This is a genomic window from Streptomyces meridianus, assembly GCF_023703325.1.
In the GTDB taxonomy this organism is placed as follows: domain Bacteria; phylum Actinomycetota; class Actinomycetes; order Streptomycetales; family Streptomycetaceae; genus Streptomyces; species Streptomyces meridianus.
This window is the reverse complement of the sequence record NZ_JAMQGM010000024.1, coordinates 52,170-72,185: the sequence shown is the minus strand read 5'-3', so window position 1 is coordinate 72,185 and position 20,016 is coordinate 52,170. Positions and strand designations below refer to the sequence as shown.

General features: G+C 72.4%; 21 protein-coding genes and 1 pseudogene. 15 read left to right on the top strand and 7 right to left on the bottom strand.

Going from position 1 to position 20,016, the window contains the following annotated elements:
* Nucleotides 1–15: 15 nt before the first annotated feature.
* The 4 genes from M1E25_RS11790 to M1E25_RS11775 all read left to right on the top strand — a co-directional run bounded on the left by M1E25_RS11790 (nt 16) and on the right by M1E25_RS11775 (nt 3,818).
* Nucleotides 16–675, top strand: a complete 660-nt coding sequence (locus tag M1E25_RS11790; RefSeq protein WP_251413810.1) for a GntR family transcriptional regulator — start codon at nt 16–18, stop codon at nt 673–675.
* Nucleotides 672–1,985, top strand: coding sequence for an MFS transporter (locus M1E25_RS11785; protein ID WP_251413808.1), 1,314 nt, complete (start codon nt 672–674; stop codon nt 1,983–1,985). The genes M1E25_RS11790 and M1E25_RS11785 overlap by 4 nt, the downstream gene beginning before the upstream one ends.
* Nucleotides 1,986–2,097: 112 nt before the next feature.
* On the top strand, nt 2,098–2,646 hold the full coding sequence (locus tag M1E25_RS11780; RefSeq protein ID WP_251413806.1) for an RNA polymerase sigma factor: 549 nt from the start codon (nt 2,098–2,100) through the stop codon (nt 2,644–2,646).
* A complete protein-coding gene (locus M1E25_RS11775; RefSeq protein ID WP_251413804.1) occupies nt 2,646–3,818 on the top strand; it encodes a CU044_5270 family protein in 1,173 nt (390 codons plus the stop codon). The genes M1E25_RS11780 and M1E25_RS11775 overlap by 1 nt, the downstream gene beginning before the upstream one ends.
* A gap of 72 nt (nt 3,819–3,890) precedes the next feature.
* Here the strand turns inward: M1E25_RS11775 and M1E25_RS11770 are convergent, their stop codons facing one another.
* The 3 genes and pseudogenes from M1E25_RS11770 to M1E25_RS11760 form a co-directional block, all read right to left on the bottom strand.
* Nucleotides 3,891–4,718, bottom strand: a complete 828-nt coding sequence (locus M1E25_RS11770; protein ID WP_251413802.1) for a maleylpyruvate isomerase family mycothiol-dependent enzyme — start codon at nt 4,716–4,718, stop codon at nt 3,891–3,893.
* 164 nt (nt 4,719–4,882) lie between these two features.
* Nucleotides 4,883–5,744: pseudogene (locus M1E25_RS11765) on the bottom strand (alpha/beta hydrolase).
* A 307-nt stretch (nt 5,745–6,051) separates the two neighbouring features.
* Nucleotides 6,052–6,549: an LURP-one-related/scramblase family protein gene (locus tag M1E25_RS11760; RefSeq protein WP_251413800.1), complete on the bottom strand. Its 498-nt coding sequence runs from the start codon at nt 6,547–6,549 to the stop codon at nt 6,052–6,054.
* A gap of 144 nt (nt 6,550–6,693) precedes the next feature.
* Here M1E25_RS11760 and M1E25_RS11755 point away from each other — a divergent pair, with 144 nt between their 5' ends.
* From M1E25_RS11755 to M1E25_RS11745, 3 genes are all read left to right on the top strand, one after another.
* The gene (locus M1E25_RS11755) at nt 6,694–7,608 is read left to right on the top strand and encodes an SDR family oxidoreductase (RefSeq protein ID WP_251413798.1); all 915 of its coding nucleotides are present in this window, start codon (nt 6,694–6,696) and stop codon (nt 7,606–7,608) included.
* A gap of 91 nt (nt 7,609–7,699) precedes the next feature.
* A complete protein-coding gene (locus M1E25_RS11750; RefSeq protein ID WP_251413796.1) occupies nt 7,700–7,942 on the top strand; it encodes a hypothetical protein in 243 nt (80 codons plus the stop codon).
* Nucleotides 7,943–8,003: 61 nt separating this feature from the next.
* The gene (locus tag M1E25_RS11745; protein WP_251413794.1) at nt 8,004–8,672 is read left to right on the top strand and encodes an HAD family hydrolase; all 669 of its coding nucleotides are present in this window, start codon (nt 8,004–8,006) and stop codon (nt 8,670–8,672) included.
* A gap of 191 nt (nt 8,673–8,863) precedes the next feature.
* Here the strand turns inward: M1E25_RS11745 and M1E25_RS11740 are convergent, their stop codons facing one another.
* Nucleotides 8,864–9,184: a hypothetical protein gene (locus M1E25_RS11740; protein WP_251413791.1), complete on the bottom strand. Its 321-nt coding sequence runs from the start codon at nt 9,182–9,184 to the stop codon at nt 8,864–8,866.
* A 149-nt stretch (nt 9,185–9,333) separates the two neighbouring features.
* Here M1E25_RS11740 and M1E25_RS11735 point away from each other — a divergent pair, with 149 nt between their 5' ends.
* The 4 genes from M1E25_RS11735 to M1E25_RS11710 all read left to right on the top strand — a co-directional run bounded on the left by M1E25_RS11735 (nt 9,334) and on the right by M1E25_RS11710 (nt 12,637).
* Nucleotides 9,334–9,597, top strand: a complete 264-nt coding sequence (locus tag M1E25_RS11735; RefSeq protein WP_251413782.1) for a winged helix-turn-helix domain-containing protein — start codon at nt 9,334–9,336, stop codon at nt 9,595–9,597.
* Nucleotides 9,598–9,644: 47 nt separating this feature from the next.
* A complete protein-coding gene (locus M1E25_RS11730; protein WP_251413780.1) occupies nt 9,645–10,169 on the top strand; it encodes a DUF1648 domain-containing protein in 525 nt (174 codons plus the stop codon).
* A 35-nt stretch (nt 10,170–10,204) separates the two neighbouring features.
* A complete protein-coding gene (locus tag M1E25_RS25630; RefSeq protein ID WP_285830662.1) occupies nt 10,205–12,055 on the top strand; it encodes an NHL domain-containing thioredoxin family protein in 1,851 nt (616 codons plus the stop codon).
* Nucleotides 12,056–12,229: 174 nt separating this feature from the next.
* Complete coding sequence (locus M1E25_RS11710) at nt 12,230–12,637, top strand: hypothetical protein (protein WP_251413778.1); 408 nt, start codon at nt 12,230–12,232, stop codon at nt 12,635–12,637.
* 135 nt (nt 12,638–12,772) lie between these two features.
* Here the strand turns inward: M1E25_RS11710 and M1E25_RS11705 are convergent, their stop codons facing one another.
* From M1E25_RS11705 to M1E25_RS11695, 3 genes are all read right to left on the bottom strand, one after another.
* Nucleotides 12,773–12,985 carry a DUF6458 family protein gene (locus tag M1E25_RS11705; RefSeq protein ID WP_251413776.1) on the bottom strand — a complete coding sequence of 71 codons (213 nt, stop codon included), beginning with the start codon at nt 12,983–12,985 and terminating at the stop codon, nt 12,773–12,775.
* A gap of 87 nt (nt 12,986–13,072) precedes the next feature.
* Nucleotides 13,073–13,699, bottom strand: a complete 627-nt coding sequence (locus tag M1E25_RS11700) for a DUF4232 domain-containing protein (protein WP_251413773.1) — start codon at nt 13,697–13,699, stop codon at nt 13,073–13,075.
* A gap of 179 nt (nt 13,700–13,878) precedes the next feature.
* Complete coding sequence (locus M1E25_RS11695) at nt 13,879–15,171, bottom strand: M18 family aminopeptidase (RefSeq protein ID WP_251413768.1); 1,293 nt, start codon at nt 15,169–15,171, stop codon at nt 13,879–13,881.
* 277 nt (nt 15,172–15,448) lie between these two features.
* Between M1E25_RS11695 and M1E25_RS11690 the strand changes: the two genes are divergently transcribed.
* The 4 genes from M1E25_RS11690 (at nt 15,449) to M1E25_RS11675 (ending at nt 20,001) form a co-directional block, all read left to right on the top strand.
* A complete protein-coding gene (locus tag M1E25_RS11690) occupies nt 15,449–16,471 on the top strand; it encodes an ATP-binding cassette domain-containing protein (protein WP_251413765.1) in 1,023 nt (340 codons plus the stop codon).
* Nucleotides 16,468–17,304 carry an ABC transporter permease gene (locus tag M1E25_RS11685; RefSeq protein WP_251413763.1) on the top strand — a complete coding sequence of 279 codons (837 nt, stop codon included), beginning with the start codon at nt 16,468–16,470 and terminating at the stop codon, nt 17,302–17,304. The genes M1E25_RS11690 and M1E25_RS11685 overlap by 4 nt, the downstream gene beginning before the upstream one ends.
* A gap of 126 nt (nt 17,305–17,430) precedes the next feature.
* Nucleotides 17,431–18,405, top strand: coding sequence for a winged helix-turn-helix domain-containing protein (locus M1E25_RS25755; protein ID WP_251413760.1), 975 nt, complete (start codon nt 17,431–17,433; stop codon nt 18,403–18,405).
* 219 nt (nt 18,406–18,624) lie between these two features.
* Complete coding sequence (locus M1E25_RS11675; RefSeq protein ID WP_251413757.1) at nt 18,625–20,001, top strand: serine hydrolase domain-containing protein; 1,377 nt, start codon at nt 18,625–18,627, stop codon at nt 19,999–20,001.
* Nucleotides 20,002–20,016: the final 15 nt, after the last annotated feature.

Sequence of the window (20,016 nt, the reverse complement as noted above, 5' to 3'; positions counted from 1 at the left end):
ATCTAACATGCGTCCATGCCCACCGCCGCTGACCCCGCCAGACGACTCCCCGCCGCCGAGCGGGTCTACACCCACGTCAAGCAGGCCGTCCTGGAGCGCCGGTACGAGGGCGGCACCCTGCTGACCGAGGGAGATCTCGCGGAGGCCGTAGGTGTCTCCCGCACCCCGGTCCGCGAGGCACTGCTCCGCCTCGAGGCCGAAGGGCTGCTCCAGCTCTACCCGAAGAAGGGCGCGCTGGTGCTGCCCGTCTCCGCCCAGGAGATCGGCGACGTGGTGGAGACCCGCCTCCTCGTCGAGGAGCACGCCGCCCGCAAGCTCGCCCCCGCCCCGCCGCAGCTGATCGCGCGCCTGGAGGAACTCCTCGACGAGCAGCGCCGGCACGCGGCCGCCGGGGACCTGGCCGCCGTCTCCGTCAGCGACCGGTGCTTCCACGCCGAGATCGTGCGCAGCGCCGGCAACCGCATCCTGGAGCGCCTCTACGACCAGCTGCGCGACCGTCAGCTCCGCATGGGCGTCGCGGTGATGCACGCCCACCCGGACCGGATCGCCAAGAACGTCGCCGAACACGCCGAGATCCTCGAGGCGTTGCGGACCGGGGACGCGGAGGCGGCCGCGGCGGCCGTGCACCAGCACGTCGGCTGGGTGCGCAACCTCGTGAGCGGGGAATCCCGGTGAGCGGCGGCGCGTCCGCCGCCGTCCCGCGCCTGCCCGGTGACCCGCCCGGCGGAGCCCGCGCCGTCGCCGTCTGGGGTGTCGGTGTCTCCGTCTACTTCGTCGCCATCACCTACCGCACCAGCCTGGGCGTGGCCGGACTCGACGCCGCCGAGCGGTTCCACATCAACGCCTCGGCGCTGTCCACGTTCTCGATCGTCCAGCTGCTCGTCTACGCCGGGATGCAGATCCCGGTGGGCCTGCTGGTGGACCGGCTGGGCACCAAGCGGGTCCTGACCCTCGGGATCCTGCTGTTCACCGCCGGCCAGATGGGCTTCGCCCTCTCGCACTCCTACGGCGCCGCGCTCGCATCCCGGGTCCTGCTCGGCTGCGGCGACGCGATGACGTTCATCAGCGTGCTGCGGCTGGGCAACCGCTGGTTCCCGGCCCGCCGCGGGCCCCTGGTCGCGCAGGTCGCCGGGCTCATCGGCATCGCCGGCAACCTGATCTCCACGCTGGTGCTGGCCCGGCTGCTGAGCACGCTCGGCTGGACCCCGGCGTTCGCGGGCAGCGCGATCGGCGGTGGTGTCGTCCTCGTCCTGGTGCTGCTGTTCCTCAAGGACCACCCGGAGGGCCACGCACCCGAGCCGGTGCGCCACCACCGCGGCGCGGGTTTCGTCCGGCGGCAGATCGCCGACGCCTGGCGGGAGCCCGGGACCCGGCTCGGCATGTGGGTGCACTTCACCACCCAGTTCCCGGGGATGATCTTCATCCTGTTGTGGGGGCTGCCGTTCCTGGTGGAGGCCCAGGGCCTGTCCCGGGCGGTCGCCGGCGAACTCCTCACCCTGGTCGTGCTGGCGAACATGGTCGTGGGTCTGGCCTACGGGCAGCTCATCGCCCGGCACCACCGCGCCCGGCTACCGCTGGCACTGGGCACGGTCGCCGTCACGGCGCTGGTGTGGGCGGCGGCGATCGCCTGGCCCGGCAGGGCCCCGATGTGGCTGCTGATCGCGCTGTGCGCGGTGCTGGGCGCCTGCGGCCCGGCGTCGATGATCGGCTTCGACTTCGCCCGCCCGGCCAACCCGCCGGAGCGGCAGGGCACCGGCTCCGGCATCGTCAACATGGGCGGCTTCACCGCCTCGATGACGACGCTGCTCGCCGTCGGCGCCCTGCTCGACCTGACGGGCGACAACTACCGCATCGCGTTCGCCTCCGTGTTCGTCCTCCAGGCGCTCGGCGTCGCGCAGATGTTCCGGCTGCGCCGCCGCGCCGCCGCCCGGGAGCGGGATCGGATCGTGGCCAGCCGGGTGGAGGCCGTTCACGTACCGGTCTGAGGACCACTTCCGGAAAAGTGCGCGCCTGTCGGTAACGTTCCGCCGTTTCCCCCCACTTCCTCATGACGGGTGACGGGCCGAGTGGGACATCCGAGGGACGGAGGTGCGGGCGGTGACCGACGACGCGGAACGCTTCACCGTGATGTACGACACCTGTCGCCGGCGCGTGTGGGCCTATGCGGCCGCCCGCGCGGGACGGCAGGTGGCCGACGAGGTGAGCGAGACCTTCACCGTGGCCTGGCGGCGATTCGGCGACATTCCCGAGCCGCCTCTGCCGTGGCTGCTCGGCGTCGCCCGCAACGTCCTGCGGGACACCGTGCGGGCCGAGATCCGGCGGGCCTCCTTCTCCGCCGAGCTGCACGACTGGGTCGATCCCGGGGCGGTGACCGAGGGCGACATCGCCGACGAGGTGGCCGACCGGCTGGCGCTGCGCCGGGCGCTCGGGACGCTCGGCGAGGACGACCGGGAGGTGCTGATTCTGGCCGCCTGGCAGGGCCTCGGCCCGCGCGACGCCGCCAGGGTCGTCGGCTGCACCGCCGCCACCATGCGGGTCCGGCTGCACCGTGCGCGCAGGCGTCTGGCAGCCGCCGTCGAGAACACCGCCGCCGCAAGCCGCCCGCACGCCGGTTCCCGGGTGCGGCTCGCCGGAGAGGAAGCGTGATGAAGCAGGATCTGATGCGGCGGCTGACCGCGGCACGTCCCGAACACCTGGACCCGGTGGGGGCGGTCGACCCAGCGGTCCGGGAGAGCGAACTGGGCACGGCGATGCGGCGGGACGAGGAAGCGGGCCGGGCGACCGAGGCCCCGCGGCGAAGGCGTCTGCCCGGGACCCGTCCCGCGTGGGCGACGGCCCTGGTCGCCGGGGCAACGGCGGCGGCGACCGTCGTGGCCCTGGCCATCGGTACGGAGCCGGGAGACGGGACTCGTCCGGCGGGGCCCGGAGGCCAGGGCGGTCCGGGAGGCGAGTCCGGGATCCTCCTCGCGGCGGCCTCGACCGTGGAGAAGACGCCGATTACGTCGGGTGCCTACTGGTACGTGGCGAAGCGGACGACGCAGCTGCACAAGGTTCCGGGGAAGGACTACACGCTCCGTCGGAGTCACGTCCACCGGGTGTGGGTCGCCGCCGGGACGACCAAGCGCTGGTCCGAGCTCGTCGACACCGGCGCACGGCCCGCGACTCCCGCCGATCGGGAGGCGTGGCGCGCCGACGGGGCGCCACGGTCGTGGCGCCTGACCGGTCCGATGACGCCGCGCACGGAGACCCTCCTGTACAAGGGCGGAGGCGTGATCCAGCGGGACGTCCCCGACGGAAAGGGCAACATCGTCCCCCTGGTGGAGATCAGCCCCGCGGAGGTGTCGACGTTGCCCGTGAAACCGAGTGCGCTCCGGACCCGGCTTCTCGAGCTCATCGACGAGGACTACAACGCCCCCCGGCACGAGCTCGAACGGATGGTCATGAGCGCTGCCGTGGATCTCGCGACCGAGCTGCCCGCGTCACCGGAACTGCGCGCCGCGGCCTACCGGTTGATGGCGTCCGAGCCCGGCGTCCGGGACATCGGCCGGGTCACCGACCACGAGGGGCGCGCCGTCGATGCGGTGGCCATCCGCGACCGGCGGGGCGGTCCGGGTGAGCGCCGGCTCTTCTTCGACCCGGACACCGGAATGCCGATCGGTTCCGAGAGCCGGACCGGGGGGCGTCCGACCGGCTTCATGACCTACACCGCGATGCGCTGGACGGACGAACCGCCCCCGTTCGACGAGGACATGTCGCGCCCGCCGCCGGGCCAGGGCCGCGAGGGCGGGGCGACCGCACCGCCGAAGGGAGCCCGCTGACCCGTCGGGCCAGTGGGGGAACGGGGGGCGTCCGTGCTCCGTCCGCATCACGCGGACGGAGCACGCGGCGGTTCAGGGGGTCAGCGAGAACACCCGGAGGATCGAGTCGGCCAGCTGCTCGTCGCCCTCGGTCTTGATCCGGTCGGCGACGGCGCCCGGTCTCACCCGGCCGCAGGCCAGCAGCACGTACGTCTCCCAGTCCAGGGTGAACGCGACCGCCGGTCCGAGCGACGGGCTGCCGTCGATCGTCCCCCGGCCCTGGTCGTCCACCCGGACGGTGCGCAGGAACTCCAGCGGCCCGTGCACGTCGAAGACCACCGCCGAGCCGGCCGGGGCACCGGCGTCCCGGGCCACGGTCTTCGGCAGCCCCTCGAGGAGCACGTCCCGGGCGACGTGCGCGCCGGGCGAGTCCAGGTTGCCCGGCCGGCCGAGGGCCCGCCGCAGATCCTGTTCGTGCACCCACACGTCGAAGGCGCGCATCCGCAGCGCGTGCTCCAGCGTCATCTCCCGGCCCATCAGCGGCCCGCGGACCGGGGTGTCCGGCTGCCGGGTCTCGTTCCGCAGCTGCCGCGAGCGGCGGATGATCGTGTACTCGAGTTCCGACGTCATCTCGGGCGCGGTGTGGCAACGCCGTACGTCGACCTGGACCTCGAGGTAGCGGGAGAGGTCGTCCTTCACGTGGAACAGGTCGCGGGGCAGGCTGTGGATCGGTCGCGGGTCGCCCAGCATCTCGGTCTCGACGCCGATGACGTGGGAGACGAGGTCGCGCACGGACCATCCGGGGCATGCGGTGCGGTGGTTCCACTCGCCCTCGACGAGCGGCGTCACCAGCTCGGATATCGCTTCGACGGAGTGGGTCCAGGCATCGATGTAGGGCTGGAGACTGGGATGGACGGTCACGGAACCCCTCGGACGACTCGTACGCGGTCTGGGTGCGCGCGGCAGGATGCAGTCGTAAAGTTACGCTCCCCGCGGGCGCCCCGGCAGTGCTTTCGTGTGACGATCGTAGGCCCGTCCCCGACGGCACCCGGCCACGGTCAGCAAGCGGTCCGCCGCGACGAGGGTCAGCGGCAGGTGAGCGCGGCGAGCTCTCCCAGGACCCGGGCCGCCGGTGCCGGGTCGACCAGCCACTTCAGGTGGCTGCCCCCGAGGGTCCGGACGTCGAACGGGTTGCCGGGCGTCAGCGCGTTGCCCTCGCGGATCAGCCGGTCCTGCAGGGCGATGGGCAGGCTCGCGTCGTCGGTCAGACGCACATAGGTCTTCGGGACGCGGCCCCAGGTCGCAGCCTGCGCCCGGTCGGCCGAGGTGCCGACATCGAGGTTCTCGTCGGGCTGGAAGGTGTTCAGGAAGGTCAGGAACTCCTCGTCGGTGCCGTCGGCGAGGAAGGCCGCCTTGAGCGCCGCGAGGGCGTTCGGGTCGGCGGTGCGGAAGTTGACGCGCAGCAGGCCGAGTTCGGCAGGGTTCCCGGCCGCCGCCGTACCCAGCGAACCGACGTCGACCGTGGCCATCTCCGGCTCGGCGTAGTAGTCGCTGACGTCGAGGTCGACCGGGCACCAGGCCGCGACGTAGACGATGCGGTCGATCAGGTCCGGCCGTGCGTTGGCCGCGGCTGTGGCCGTGATGCCGCCACGACTGTGCGAGACGAGGATCGCCGGCCCGTTCTCCCTGGCCCGTTCCAGGACCCCGGTCAGGTCAGTGCGTGACGTTGTCGGCGAGCGTGACGCCCTTGATCGAGCCGGGGACGGTGGCGAGACCTTCGAGATCCTGCGGGGCCTGGTAGGCGCGCGGGTAGTCGGCGCCGAACCCGTGGCCGGGCAGGTCGACGGCGACGGAACGGTGCCCGAGAAGGCCGAGTTCGGCCTGGAGCGGCGCGAAGGAGAAGGAGTTGGCGAAGGCCCCGTGAACCAGCACGAACGTCGGCTGCATCTGTCTCCCTGCTCGCTGGTCCCCGCCGCATCGGCGACGCACGGGGCCGGGGAACGGTCCGTTGCGCCGTACCGCCGGGTGCGGACGCGGAGTCCGATCGAGGGTGACCCGAACGGTGGACCGAAATGCCACGGGGACACTACGCAGCGGGGATCGCCGGTGCAACCGGTGCGAACCCTTCCGTTTGCACCGTGCTGCCCCCGAAAATCTGGAAGCGACCATTCCGGTCACTGCTCGTGCGGCGAGGGCGAGGGCCACCCCGTCACGTCCGGATACCCGGCGCTCCGGCCGGAAAGCGGGGCGCCCCCTACTCGTCGTCCCCCTGCGCCCGGTCGGAGAGCCGGTCCACGCACACCGCGACGGCGATCAGGAGCGGCGCATCGGCGTCCTCCCGCACCACGTTCACCGCGTACGTCTCGCGCACGGTGAACCACTTGCGGGAGACGTGCGCCAGCAGCTCGTCGCCGTACTCGACGCCGTACTCCTTGTCGAGCACGTCACCGCTGACGTCCAGCTCGGTCCCGTCGGCCATCTGCACCCGGTAGTGGTCGCGCAGCACCGACAGCCGCTTCTTGCGCACGGTGGCGAGGACGTCGCCGTCCCGCTCGATCTCCATCGTGTCCCGCAGGCTCAGCCACTTCTTCTTGATGGTGACGAGCACCTGCCCGTCCGCGTCCTTCAGCTCGAACGTCTCGCGGAGCCGCAGCGCCTTGCCGTCGACGAGGAAGACGCGCTGCCCCTGCTCGTCCTCGATCCAGTAGTCGTCGCCGATCCCGAAGATCCGGTCCCGCACCAGGAATTTCATGGGAGGTTGGTTCCCGCCCGGGGCCGAGGAATGCGCGCGCGGGCGGGTGATGTGGCGCAGGCCGGTTGCTGACGGTCCGTCGCCGTGCGCCCGTACCCGGCACGGTGGGCCCGCTCGGATGCGGAAGGGACAGGTGGGACAGGCATGACGGGACCCTTGGACGGACAGGTCGCCCTCGTCGCCGGAGCCACGCGCGGAGCGGGCCGGGGCATCGCGGTCGAGCTGGGCGCGGCCGGCGCGACCGTCTACGTCACCGGGCGGAGCACCCGGCAGCGGCGCTCGGAGTACGACCGGCCCGAGACCATCGAGGACACCGCCGACCTGGTGACGGAGGCGGGAGGACGCGGCATCGCCGTGCCCACCGACCACCTGGTCCCGTCCCAGGTGCGCGATCTGGTGGAGCGCATCGACGCCGAACAGGGACGACTGGACGTCCTCGTCAACGACATCTGGGGCGGCGAGCACCTGTTCGCGTGGGACACCCCCGTGTGGGAGCACGACCTCGACCAGGGGCTGCGGCTGCTCCGGCTGGCGGTGGAGACCCACGCGATCACCAGCCACCACGCCCTGCCGCTCCTGCTGCGCGGCGAGGGCGGGCTGGTGGTCGAGATGACCGACGGCACCGCCGACTACAACCGGGACAACTACCGGGTCTCGTTCTTCTACGACCTCGCCAAGTCCTCGGTGCTGCGGATGGCCTTCGCGCTGGGCCGTGAGCTGGGGCCGCGCGGCGCCACGGCGGTGGCGCTGACGCCGGGGTGGATGCGCTCGGAGATCATGCTCGGGGCCTTCGGCGTGACCGAGGAGACGTGGCGCGACGCGCTGGAGGCACAGCCGCACTTCGCCATCTCGGAGACGCCGCGCTACGTCGGCCGGGCGGTCGCGGCACTGGCCGCCGACCCCGAGGTGAGCCGCTGGAACGGGCAGTCGCTGTCCAGCGGCGGGCTCGCGCAGGTCTACGGGTTCACCGACGTGGACGGCAGCCGGCCGGACGCCTGGCGCTACATGGTGGAGGTCCAGGACGCGGGCAGGCCCGCCGACGTGACCGGATACCGCTGAGCCGCCCCCGGGGGGCGCGCGGACCTCGGTGGCCGGTCGGGTGAGGGCGGAGGGATGCTGGACGCAGGGGTCCATGCGAGGGAGGCACCCCATGGCTCGCACCGGCAAGCACCAGCAGTCGCGCACGCCCTTCCTGTCCCGTCCGGGGGTCCGTCGCCTGGCCGGGTTCGTGCTGGTCACCGCGATCGCCTTGGTCTTCGTCTTCGAGAACACCACGAGCGTCAAGATCCGCCTTCTCGTCCCAGAGGTGACGATGCCGCTGTGGGGCGCCCTGCTGATCGCCTGGGGCCTCGGCATTCTCGGAGCCGCGTTCACGTTGCACCGGCGCCGCTGAACCACGGTCAGCCGCAGGAGGTACCCGTTTGCCGGCCCGGGCCGGACGGCAGGATCACGGTGTGACAGGTGATTCCGCCCCGGCCGGCCGCAGGCGATGCGTGCTGTTCGACGTCGACGGCACGCTGATCGACGCCGTGGACAACCAGCGCAGGGTCTGGAGGACATGGGCCGGGCGCTACGCGCTCGACCCCGACGAGGTCCACCGGGTGGCGCTGCGGACGATGCCGATGGAGACCTTCGCGCGCGTCGCCCCGGACCGCGATCCGCTGGAGTGCCTGGCGGCGCTGCACGAACTCGAGGACGAGGACGTCCGGTCCGGCGTCTACACGGCCTTCGACGGCGCCTCGGACCTGCTGCACGGCCTGGCGCCGGGGTCCTGGGCGCTGGTGACCTCGAACTACGAGCACCGCGTGCGCGGTCGCTTCGCCCGGACCGGGCTGCCCGTCCCGGAGCTGATCGTGGACGCCGCTGCCGTCGCGGAGGGCAAGCCGTCGCCCGTGCCGTATCTGCTCGCCGCCCGGCGGCTCGGGGCCGACCCGGGGGACTGCCTGGTCGTCGAGGACGCGCCGTCCGGAGTTCGGTCCGCGCTGCGCGCCGGGATGACGGTGTGGGGCGTCAACGCGCCGTCCGCAGTGGACGGCGTGCACCGCCACTTCGGGAGTCTGCGCGAAGCGGTGCCGGACATTCTCGGCTTCGGGACCGGTGGCCCCCGCGCCTCGGCCACGTAGGCGGAGAAGCCGCCCGGACCCACGTGGGTGCCCACGGCTTCGGCGAGGTCTTCGGGAAGGCTGACTGAGTACCTCCTGCTGCCGCTCATGCTCTCCATGCTGGCTGCCCAGGGTGGCAACGCTCGTTGTGTGGCGACCGACGGCGGCCGGACCCAGCGCGCGCCCCGGGGCGCGCGCCGGCGCATGGGGCGTCAGGTGGCCGGCCAGGCTTCTGGTGCGCTGCGGTGCATGAGCGATCGCCGGACGTCCGCCGCGCGCACTCGGTCCACCATCGCCTGGCGGACGGCAAGCAGCAGTTCGTGCTGCGACTCGGCCGTCTCGCAGTTGATGCCCGTTCGGCACACCCGGCACTGTCGCAGGTGGTCGGAGTGCTCCTGGCGGGCGCAGGGGCGGCACAGGTAGAGGATCGCCCCGGCACCGCTGCCCGTCTCGATGGAGTGGGAGTACACGGGGAAGTCGTCCACGGCCGGACAGCGGTAGCACTGGGTGGGGTGTGCCGTAGTCTCGCTCATGTCTGCCTGCTCTCTCAGGTGGGCCATGCCCCCGGCCGGTTGCCCCCGGCGCGGGGGTTTTGTATCTCGCTTAGTAGCTTACTTGTATCGCTACGTATCCAGACGTATCTCAAAATGTCGATCCGTACACCCGCGTCTAGCGTCGGATCATGGATTTCAGCGCGGATGACGCGATCGACCACGACGGGCCGGTGACTCCCTACCGGCAGCTCGCCGAGATCCTGCGCGCGCGTATCGCCCGTGGTGACTGGCGACCGGGCCGACGCATGGCCAGCGAGAGCGACCTGGTGCAGGAGTACGGCTTGGCTCGCTCGACCGTCCGCCGCGCCATCGCCCTGCTGGCCGCGGAGGGTGTCGTCTTCACGGTTCCGCAGCGCGGCACGTTCGTCGCCGATTCCGGCGACAACGTCTGACGCTCCGCCCCTTCCCCGGCCCGCGCTCCCGCCGGACGATCGTTCCCATGGTCTTCTCCGCCCCGCTCCGCCCCTGGCTGCTGTCCAACGTCGCCCTGCTGCTCGCGCTGCCCGTCTGGGGTGCGGTCCGCTACCCCCGCCTCCCCGAGCGGATACCGCAGCACATCGGCACCGGTGGCGTGGACGCCTGGGCCGACCGGTCGATCGGCAGCGCTTTCGTCCTGGTCTTCGTCTATGCCGCGGTGACGGTGCTGACCGTCGTCTCCGCGGAGCTGACGCTGCGCATGACGCCGCGCGACGCACTGCCCCAGGAGCGGGCGGAGCCGTTCGCCCGCGCCCGCATGTCCCTGGTCAACCGGCCCGCCAGCCGCGCCTCGGCCCGCCGGATCGCCCGCGCGGTACTGGTGCTCAACGCGTGCGTCGGCCTGTCGTTCCTCGTGGGCTGCGGGGTCCTCTGGCGTTCGACGCCCGACCCGGACGTCTCCCCGTGGTTCCTCGTCGCGACGATCGCGCCGATCGTGGCCGGTGTCGTGCCGACGGTGGTGGCGGCCGTCCGCGACCGGAAGGCGTGAGCCGGCGCCTCCGGTCCCACGCGTAGCCTGTCGGTATGACGAAGCGCCCCCGCGTACGCGCCCCTGAGCTGCAAGGACGTTCCTGGCTCAACACGGGCGGCAAGGACATCACTCTCGCCGAACTGCGCGGCAAGACGGTGATCCTGGATTTTTGGACCTTCTGCTGTGTGAACTGCCTGCACGTCCTGGACGAGCTGCGTGAGCTCGAGGAGAAGCACCGCGACACCGTGGTGATCATCGGCGTCCACTCGCCGAAGTTCGTGCACGAGGCCGACCACCGGGCCGTCGTGGACGCCGTCGAGCGGTACGAGGTGCACCACCCGGTGCTCGACGACCCGGAGCTGGCCACCTGGAAGCAGTACGCGGTCCGCGCCTGGCCCACGCTCGTCGTCATCGACCCCGAGGGCTACGTCGTCGCCCAGCACGCGGGCGAGGGCCACGCCCACGCCATCGAGACGCTCGTCGAGGAGCTGGAGGCCGAGCACGCGGCCAAGGGCACCCTGCACCGCGGCGAGGGACCGTACGTGGCGCCCGAACCCGAGCCGACCGAGCTGCGCTTCCCCGGCAAGATCCTCGCCCTGCCCGCAGGCACCTTCCTGGTCTCCGACACCACGCGCCACCAGCTGGTGGAGCTTGCGGCCGACGGCGAGAGCGTCGTCCGGCGCATCGGCGCCGGCGAGCGCGGCTTCGCCGACGGCGACGCGGACACGGCGCGGTTCAGCGAGCCTCAGGGGCTGGCGCTGCTGCCCGACGGCCGGGTCGCCGTCGCCGACACCGTGAACCACGCGCTGCGCGCCCTGGACCTCGAGACCGGCGCGGTGACGACGCTCGCCGGCACGGGCGGCCAGTGGTGGCAGGGCGCCCCGACGTCCGGCCCGGCCCGCGAGGTCGACCTGTCGTCGCCGTGGGACATCGCCTGGTTCGCGGGCCGGCTGTGGATCGCCATGGCGGGCGTCCACCAGCTGTGGACGTACGACCCGGACACCGGGACCGTCGAGGTCGCGGCCGGAACCACCAACGAGGGCCTGGTCGACGGCCCAGCGGCCGAGGCCTGGTTCGCGCAGCCCTCCGGGCTCGCGGCAACGGAGGACCGGCTGTGGATCGCCGACTCCGAGACCTCGGCGGTGCGCTGGGTGGAGCGGTCCGCCGAGGACGCAGGGGGCACCGACAGCGCCGGCGGCTTCGTGATCCGCACGGCCGTCGGCACCGGCCTGTTCGACTTCGGTCACCGCGACGGGCAGGCCGAACAGGCCCTGCTCCAGCACCCGTTGGGCGTGACCGCGTTGCCCGACGGCTCGGTGGCCGTCAGCGACACCTACAACCACGCCCTGCGCCGCTACACGCCCGGTTCGGAAGGGGGCGCCGGCGAGGTCAGCACGCTCGCCACCGACCTGCGCGAGCCGTCGGACGCGGTGCTCGTCGGCGAGGACATCGTCGTCGTCGAGTCCGCCCGCCACCGGCTCACCCGGCTGCGGCTGCCGGAGGAGGCCGTGCGCGTGGAGTCCGTCGCGCACCGGACCCGGCGGGCGGCGACCGAGGTCGCCCAGGGCCGGCTGCGGCTGGACGTCGTCTTCCAGGCGCCCGCCGGGCAGAAGCTGGACGAGCGCTACGGTCCCTCGACGCGGCTGATCGTCAGCTCGTCGCCGCCGGAGCTGCTGGCGGAGGGCGCCGGGACCGGCACCGACCTGAGCCGGGAACTGGTGCTCGCGGACGGCGTCACCGAGGGCGTGCTGCACGTCTCGGCGATGGCCGCGTCCTGCGACGACGACCCGGACAACGAGTACCCGGCCTGCCATGTGCACCAGCAGGACTGGGGCGTCCCGGTCCAGGTCACCGACGCGGGAACGTCCCGGCTGCCGCTGGTGCTGGCCGGCATGGACGCGTGACGCTCGGCAGGAGAAGGGGCCTTCGGGGTGCTGCCGGAGGCGTGTGCGCATGAGCCCTGGGGTCCATGCGAGGCGAACTACCCTGCAGGCAGCGTGAGTCGGTGCAGTGGTCCGACGCGCGGTCCGGGGCCGCACCGAGGTGCCGGCCACCCGCGCGACGAGGGGAGCCCGGACGTGGAACACGTGCAGGCGGTCATCACCCTGCCCGAGGGGCCGTGGTGGGACTGGGATGTGGTCGCCTGGGAACGCGGGCGGCTCCGGCTGGGGGCCGGGTACGACCTCACCTACCATCACGGTCTGGAACTGGTCTTCGGCGACGTCCTCTTCGTCAGCTGTCCCGACTCCTTCCAGGAACCCCGCTTCCGCGCTCCGACCCCCGACGAGCTGCGGACGGTCGACCGCTACTGCGGCCACGCGCCTGTTGTCGTCGCCTTCGACGCCGAGTCCGACGGGCCGGATCCCCTCCCCTGTCTCATCGCCGCACACAGCGTGGACATCGTCCAGGGCATCGTCCTGCGCTACTGGCGTGACGACGCGGCTCCCGGCCGGCGCTTCGCGCCCTGGGTGCGGCGGCCGGAGTAGCGGCTGCGGGCAGGCGGTGGACGGGACGCGCACGCCCCGTGATCCGCCGGGGAACCGGACGGCAACGGGCCGTCGGAAATGCGCGGTTCGCCTTTCCGACGGCCCGTCCGCCGTCATGACCCGTGCAGGCCGTGGCTACATGTGCCGGTCCTCCTCGACCCCCACGACCGGGGCCGCTGCGATCCGGCGGCGCTTGAGGATGCTGACGTAAGCGGCGAGGCCAAGAGCGCCGACGCCCATCATGATGAGGCCCACCAGGTCAAGGTTGACGCCGGAGAGCTCCCAGTCGACCGCGAAGGTGAGGATCGCCCCGACCGCGATCAGACCGATGCATCCGCCGATACCCATGGTGTCCTCCTCCGTTCTGCTCGCTTCGCGAAGCCTGTCGGGGTTCGCGTACCCGGAGAAGGACGCCTCATGTACGTGGGTGGCGGGCTACCACTTCAGGGCCCCCGACGTGGTGGTCCACCAGTAACCGACCGCCGTCTCACCGACGGTGGTCCCGCGCGGGAGGCCGAGCCGCACCGGGTTCCCGAGCACGTCGAGCTTGTTCTCCGCCAGCAGGGCGACCTCGACGTCCTTCACCGTGGTGCCGCCCGATCCGGACGCGGCTGCGGTCTGCACCGCCGCATAGGCGGACCGGCCCGGGCTCAACTTCAGGTCGGACACCGGCCGGTTGCGGTTCACCACGTCGGGGGCCTGCCGCGCCCCGTCGAAACGGACGCGCGGGTATCCCTCCAGCTCGCAGGTGCGGCCGGAGGTGTTCTGGGCCCGCACCAGGAAGCGGTGGGCGGGACGCGAGACGGGCTCGGCCGTCAGTCGCAGGTCGTTCGCCGTGCAGTCGCGGACGGCCGTGCTCCGGTGCTTGTGGGAAGTGCGGCGGTGCGACGACGAGCCGGAGCCGAAACCGTCACTCCGGTGGCTGCTCTTGTACCCGGACGACGAGGACTTGTGGCGCTTCTTGCCGTTCCTGCCGCTCCCGGGCTGGCATCCCGTCAGGGACAGCGCGGTGAGCGCGACGAGGGCGAGCGCGGTGGCGCGGGCGAGGCGTGTGGCCGGCATAGGAGTTCCCCCAGTGCTGTTCTCGGCGGGACCGTCCGCACTGCGTGCGGCACGGACGGGCCCCGGTGGCGCTGGACATCATCCAGCGCCCGTTCCACAGAACTGTGACAGGACATCGCCGACCTGGCCACGGCGGAGGGACGTTGAACGCCTCACGCCCCCGCCCGCCCGGGTGGTCGTCAGCCCTCGAGGAACGCGGCCAGCACGTTGGCGAGCAGGAACGGGTCGTCGGCGCCGCACAGTTCACGGGCGGAGTGCATCGACAGGATGGCCACGCCGATGTCGACGGTCGCGATGCCGTGCCGGGCCGCGGTGATCGGCCCGATCGTGGTGCCGCAGGGCATCGAGTTGTTGGACACGAACGACTGCCAGGGCACGTCCGCGCGTTCGCAGGCGTCGGCGAACACGGCCCGACCGCTGCCGTCCGTCGCATAGCGCTGGTTGACGTTGACCTTGAGGATCGGACCGCCGTTGGGCATCGGGTGGTGGCCCGGCTCGTGCCGCTCCGCGTAGTTGGGGTGCACGGCGTGGCCGGTGTCCGAGGAGAGGCAGACGGTTCCGGCGAAGGCCCGCGCCTTGTCCTCGTAACCGCCGCCGCGGGCGAACACCGACCGCTCCAGCACGTTGCCCAGCAGCGGGCCCTCGGCGCCGGTGTCGGACTGGCTGCCGTTCTCCTCGTGGTCGAACGCGGCGAGCACCGGGATGTACGGCAGCCGCTCGTTGCCGGCGACCGCGGCGAGGGCGGCCGTCCCGGCGTGCACGGACAGCAGGTTGTCCATCCGCGGGCCGGCCAGCAGTTCGCGGTCCCGGCCCAGGTAGGCGGGTGCCTCCACGCTGTGGACCATGAGGTCCCAGCCGGTGACGTCGTCGGCGTCCACCCCGGCCTCGTCGGCGACGAAGCGGATCAGGTCGCCCTCGTCCACGTCGCCCAGGCCCCAGACGGGGGTCATGTGGCGCTGCTTGTCGAGCTTGAGGCCGTCGGCGTTGACGCTGCGGTCGAGGTGCACCGCGAGCTGGGGGACGCGCAGCAGCGGCCGGTCGACGGAGACGAGCCGGTGGGCACCGCCGCGCAGGGTGAGGCGTCCGCTCAGGCCGAGGTCGCGGTCGAGCCAGGTGTTGAGCAGCGTGCCGCCGTAGATCTCGACGGCGATCTGCCGCCAGCCCTGGCTCCCGGTGTCCGGGGTGGGCTTGACCCGCAGGTTGGGGGAGTCGGTGTGCGCGCCGACGATCCGGAACGGGGTGGACGGCTCGGCGCCCTCGGGCACGTACCAGGCGATGATCGCACCGCCGCGCAGCACGTACTTGCCGCCGTGGGTCCCGTCCCACGCCGCGGTCTCGGCGACCTGGCGGAACCCGGCCTTCTCGAGCCGCTCGGCGGCGCTCGCCACGGCGTGGTACGGGGAGGGCGCGCCGGCGAGGAAGGCGATCAGGTCGTCGGTGTGGCCGCGGTCGAAGCGGGCGGGGCTGCTCATGGGGGCCAGCATAGAGACGGTGCGCCGCCGAACTGCAGGAGAGCCCTGCCGGGCGCCGGCAGTTCCGTGCGCGGTGAGCGCTGTCGGGCCGCCCTGCCGGACGCGGGGTGAGCCGACTCCCCGGGGACGCAGGTTCGGGGCGGCCCGGTGCGCGGCGCGGGGCCCGGCGCCGCAGCCCTCTGTCAGCCGGCTGTCCGCGGCCTGTCAGTCGTGTCGGTCCGGTGTGGCGGACGTGTTCGCCGGGGTGCGGAGAGTGGGTCCGTATTCAGGAGGACCCATGACTGACGCAATCCGGGCCGAGGGCCTGGTGAAGACCTACGGGTCGACGAGAGCGCTGGCCGGAGTCGACCTCACGGTCCCGGCCGGTTCCATACTCGGCGTGCTCGGGCCGAACGGCGCGGGCAAGACGACCACCGTCCGTGTGCTGTCGACACTGCTGAGCCCCGACGCGGGCTCGGCCGTCGTGGCCGGCCACGACGTGGTGCGCCAGCCGGTGGCGGTACGCCGCGCCATCGGGCTGACCGGCCAGTACGCCTCGCTCGACGAGGAGTTGACGGGGTTCGAGAACCTCGTGCTGATCGGCCGGCTGCTGGAGATGCCGCGCCGGGAGGCGAGGGCGCGGGCGGCGGAGCTGCTGGAGCAGTTCGGTCTGACCGAGCCCGGCGCGCGGGCGGTGAAGACGTACTCGGGCGGTATGCGCCGCCGCGTCGACCTGGCCGCGAGCCTGGTCAACCGGCCGCAGGTGCTGTTCCTCGACGAGCCCACCACGGGCCTGGACCCGCGCAGCCGCAACCAGGTGTGGAGCATCGTGCGGGAGCTGTCCAAGGAGGGCACCTCGGTTCTGCTCACCACCCAGTACCTGGAGGAGGCCGACCAGCTCGCCGACCGGATCACCGTGATCGACCAGGGGCGGGTGGTGGCCGAGGGCCAGGCCGACGACCTGAAGCGGCGCACCGGTTCGCAGACCCTGCTGGTCCGGCCCGGTGATGCCCGGGACGTCCCGCGTGTCAGCCGGATCCTGGCGGCGCTCATCGGCGGCGAGCCCACGGTCGACGAGGACGCCGGGGTCGTCACGGCTCCGGTCGACGACCCGGTGCTGATGTCCGCGCTCGTCCGGCGCCTGGACGAGGACGGCATCACCGCCGACGAACTGGCCCTGCGGCTGCCCAGCCTGGACGACGTGTTCCTGGCGCTGACGGGCAGCCCGGCCGAGCGGGCGGCGGACGGCCGCTCCGCCGACGGGACGGACGGGACGGACGGGGACGCCCGGTCCCCCATGAATGAGCGGAGTGCGGCGTGAGTGCGGCGACGGCAGCGAACCCGGTGGCGAACCCGGCCGCATCGGCGCCCGCCATGCGCCAGGTCGGGCTGGGCAAGGCGGTCGGGCACAGCCTGACCCTGGCGGGGCGGAACATCCGCTACATCGTCCGGTCGCCCGCGACGCTGGTGGACACGATCATCCAGCCGGTGCTGTTCCTGGTGGTGTTCGTGTTCCTGTTCGGCGGTGAGGTGGCGGGTGACTGGCACACCTACCTCCAGACCCTGGTGCCGGGCCTGATGGTGCAGATCACCCTGTACGCGAGTGTCGGGACGGGCCTCGCCCTCAACACCGACATCGCCAAGGGGGTGTTCGACCGGTTCCGCAGTCTGCCGATCGCCCGCTCGGCGCCGCTGGTGGGCGCGGTGCTCGGCGACGTGGTGCGGTACGCGCTGGCACTGACGGTGCTGCTGGGGCTGGCGTTCGCGTTCGGCTTCCGGGTGCAGACCGATGTGCTGTCGGTGCTGTTCGCCGTGCTGCTCGTGATCGGGTTCGGGCTGACGCTGTGCTGGCTGTCGGTGCTGATCGGCATGGTCGCCGAGAGCCCGCAGGCGGTGCCGGGGATCGCCATGTCGCTCGTGCTTCCGCTCACGTTCGGCAGCAACATCTTCGCCTCGCCGGACACGATGCCGGGCTGGCTGCAAGCATGGATCGAGGTCAACCCGGTGTCGCACTTCGTCGATGCGGCGCGCGGGCTGATGCTCGGCGGGGAGGTGGCGGGCCCGGTGCTGTGGAGCCTCGGTTCCATGGCCGTCATCCTCGCCGTGCTGTTCCCGCTGGCCGTCCGGGCCTACGCGCGGCGGGCAAGGAGCTGATGTACGAGGGTCTGTCCCGGACAGATCCGAGGGGGCGCTCCGGCGTCCCGCAGGTGCCGTTCGCGCAACCCGCGCGAACGGCACCTCGTGGTGAACAGGCAAGGGCAGACGAGCGAAGGGACAGATGTGTCCACCATTCATTTCACCCCCGAGGACATCGCGCGGACCCGCCTCTCACCGCACACCCGGCCCCTGGTCGAGGCGGTGTTCGGTGCCGCGCTGCTGGCGGGCGGCCGGCAGGGGGCCAGGCCGGGGGAATGGACGCGTCACGCGCGGGCCAGGCTGGCCGCGCACCCACCGCTGCGGTTCGCCCTTGCGCGGGCTCTCGCCGCGGGCGAGAAGCTGATTCCGGTGCTGTGCGAAGGGGTGCCGTCGACCCGTGCGGAACGCGAGTCGGAGTCCTTACCCCATGCGATCGCCGCGCTGCGCGAGTTCCGCGCGCTGGCGGTCGCCCCCTACGAGGACAGTGTCCGGCGGTTGCTGGCCGGCGCACGCCGCCGGTACGGCCGGATGCTTGCGGACCACGGGCTCGCCGCCACGCTGGAGGGCATGGGCGAGGGTGTGCGCTGGTCCTCGGGGAAGCTGACACTGGAATGCGGGGACGACGACCACGCGCTCCGTCTCGACGGGAGCGGGCTGGTTCTCGTCCCGTCGGTGTTTCTGGCCCGGCCGCAGGTGTTCTCCTGGCGCAGCCGGACGTACGCGCATTCCGTCTCCGTCCTGGTCTTCCCGGTCTGCCCGCACGGTGCGGCGGTCCAGGCGCTGAGCAAGGAGTCGGAGGCGATGCGTTCGCTGCCGAAGCTGCTGGGCCGTACCCGGGCGGCGGTGCTGGCGCAGCTGGTGCGGCCGCAGTCGACCGGTGGGCTCAGCGAGAAGCTGCAGATCTCCGCGACCACGGTCAGCGAGCACACCTCGGTGCTGCGCAGCACGGGGCTCATCACGACGACGCGGGCCAGCAACACGGTCCGGCACGAGATCACTGCGCTGGGGAAGCTGATGCTCGACTCCACGGCGGACGATTCCGGCGTTCCGTGCCGGGCGTGCGCCGACCGTTCCCCGTCCGGGGTGATGGAGTCCGCGTTGCAGTCCGTCGGGGTCTGAAAACCCACCCATGGCCTGAGCCACACGCTGGGCGATCGGCTGGAAAACCGGCTCCGACCTGCGTCTTCCGGTCTCGGGCGGCTCTCTTTGCGAACCGTGAAGGTAGAGACAAATATGTGGTCATCATGTGAACGCGCTCTACCGGCCCGGTAGGGCGTTCTCTGTGTGGGGCCGGCGGAATCCGCAACCGGCCGAGCAGCGCGACCGAAACGGGGGAGCATGACCGTGCAGAGCCTGGCCGGTTTGTTCGACAGCATCATGCGCCGGCACCACATACCCGGCGCCCAGCTCGCCGTCTACCGCGACGGCGAACTGCGCGAACTCGTCCACGGTGTCGAGCGACTGGGCGGGAACACCCCGGTGGGCCCCGGGTCCCGCTTCGCCTACGGATCCGTCAGCAAGATATTCACCGCCGCCCTCATCGCCCAGCTCGTCGACGAGGGCGAAGCAGATCTCGACGAGCCGATCGCCGACCTGCTGGAGTACGGCAGCATCCCGCACGGCCACCCCATGAACGCCGTGACCCTGCGCCAGCTGCTGAGCCACACGGCCGGTCTGGTCTCCGACCACGAGGGCGAGCCGCTGCGCACCCCGTCCCTGCGGCGCTACTTCGCCTCCGTCCTGCGCACCGGACACGTCAACGCCCCCGGAACCGCGTTCTCCTACTCGAACACCGGGTACGCCGTCGCCGCCTACCTGGTCGAGGTCCTCACCGGACGCCACTGGCAGGACGCCCTGCGGACCCACCTCGCCGGACCGGCCGGACTGGACCTCGCGCTGGTCCGCGACACCAACTCCCTCTCCCCGACGGCCCCGGTGGTCAGCGGACACGCCGTGAACGCGCTCACCGGCCGGGCCGAACCGGTCGAGTTCCTGGTGGAGTCGACCCTCGCCGCCGCGGGCGGCATCGCCGGGAGCGCGACGGCCCTCGTGGACATGGGACGTGCCCTGCTGACGCACGCCGACACCGCGCACCCGGTGCGCATCGCCGACCCCGACGTGCTGGCCGAGATGGTCCGGCACGTGCCGGCCGCCGACCCGTTCGGGCTGGCCGACGGCTGGGGCTCCGGCTGGGGCCTGTTCCGCGCCGACGACGGGGCCCTGTGGCTCGGCCACGACGGCACCCTGGACGGCGGCACGTGCAACGTCCGGGTCGACCCCGAGGGCGGCACCGTGCTGGCGCTCACCACCAACTCCACGACGGGCCTGGCCGCCTGGCACGACCTCGTCACCGCGCTCGCCGGCGGCCTGGCCGGCCGCGACCGGATGAGCGTCGGCCACTACCGGCAGCCCGCGCCGGCGGGCCTGCCGCTGACCACCGCCCACGAGTTCACCGGCGAGTACACCAACGGCGAACTCGGCATCAACATCCGCGCCACGGAGGACGGAAGCCTCGGCTTCGACGCGTGCAACGGCCTGACCGGCACCGTCGAGGTCACCAGCGACCTGACCTTCGGGGTGATGGCCGAGGAACACGGGAACGTGCTGTTCAGCGGCCGGTTCCTGCGCTGTCCCCGGACCGGTGCGGCCGATCTCATGCAGTACAACGGCCGCACGCTCAGACGCGTGGCCGTCGCGGCGCCGGTCGCCGCCTGACCTCCGCTCCATCCC

Excerpts from the sequence above, each read along its gene's own strand:
- M1E25_RS11790 (WP_251413810.1), top strand. The coding sequence starts at position 16 with ATGCCCACCGCCGCTGACCCCGCCAGACGACTCCCCGCCGCCGAGCGG.
- M1E25_RS11775 (WP_251413804.1), top strand. The coding sequence starts at position 2,646 with ATGAAGCAGGATCTGATGCGGCGGCTGACCGCGGCACGTCCCGAACAC.
- M1E25_RS11760 (WP_251413800.1), bottom strand. The coding sequence starts at position 6,549 with ATGAAATTCCTGGTGCGGGACCGGATCTTCGGGATCGGCGACGACTAC.
- M1E25_RS11755 (WP_251413798.1), top strand. The coding sequence starts at position 6,694 with ATGACGGGACCCTTGGACGGACAGGTCGCCCTCGTCGCCGGAGCCACG.
- M1E25_RS11750 (WP_251413796.1), top strand. The coding sequence starts at position 7,700 with ATGGCTCGCACCGGCAAGCACCAGCAGTCGCGCACGCCCTTCCTGTCC.
- M1E25_RS11740 (WP_251413791.1), bottom strand. The coding sequence starts at position 9,184 with ATGAGCGAGACTACGGCACACCCCACCCAGTGCTACCGCTGTCCGGCC.
- M1E25_RS11735 (WP_251413782.1), top strand. The coding sequence starts at position 9,334 with ATGGATTTCAGCGCGGATGACGCGATCGACCACGACGGGCCGGTGACT.
- M1E25_RS11730 (WP_251413780.1), top strand. The coding sequence starts at position 9,645 with ATGGTCTTCTCCGCCCCGCTCCGCCCCTGGCTGCTGTCCAACGTCGCC.
- M1E25_RS25630 (WP_285830662.1), top strand. The coding sequence starts at position 10,205 with ATGACGAAGCGCCCCCGCGTACGCGCCCCTGAGCTGCAAGGACGTTCC.
- M1E25_RS11705 (WP_251413776.1), bottom strand. The coding sequence starts at position 12,985 with ATGGGTATCGGCGGATGCATCGGTCTGATCGCGGTCGGGGCGATCCTC.
- M1E25_RS11700 (WP_251413773.1), bottom strand. The coding sequence starts at position 13,699 with ATGCCGGCCACACGCCTCGCCCGCGCCACCGCGCTCGCCCTCGTCGCG.
- M1E25_RS11695 (WP_251413768.1), bottom strand. The coding sequence starts at position 15,171 with ATGAGCAGCCCCGCCCGCTTCGACCGCGGCCACACCGACGACCTGATC.
- M1E25_RS11690 (WP_251413765.1), top strand. The coding sequence starts at position 15,449 with ATGACTGACGCAATCCGGGCCGAGGGCCTGGTGAAGACCTACGGGTCG.
- M1E25_RS11675 (WP_251413757.1), top strand. The coding sequence starts at position 18,625 with ATGACCGTGCAGAGCCTGGCCGGTTTGTTCGACAGCATCATGCGCCGG.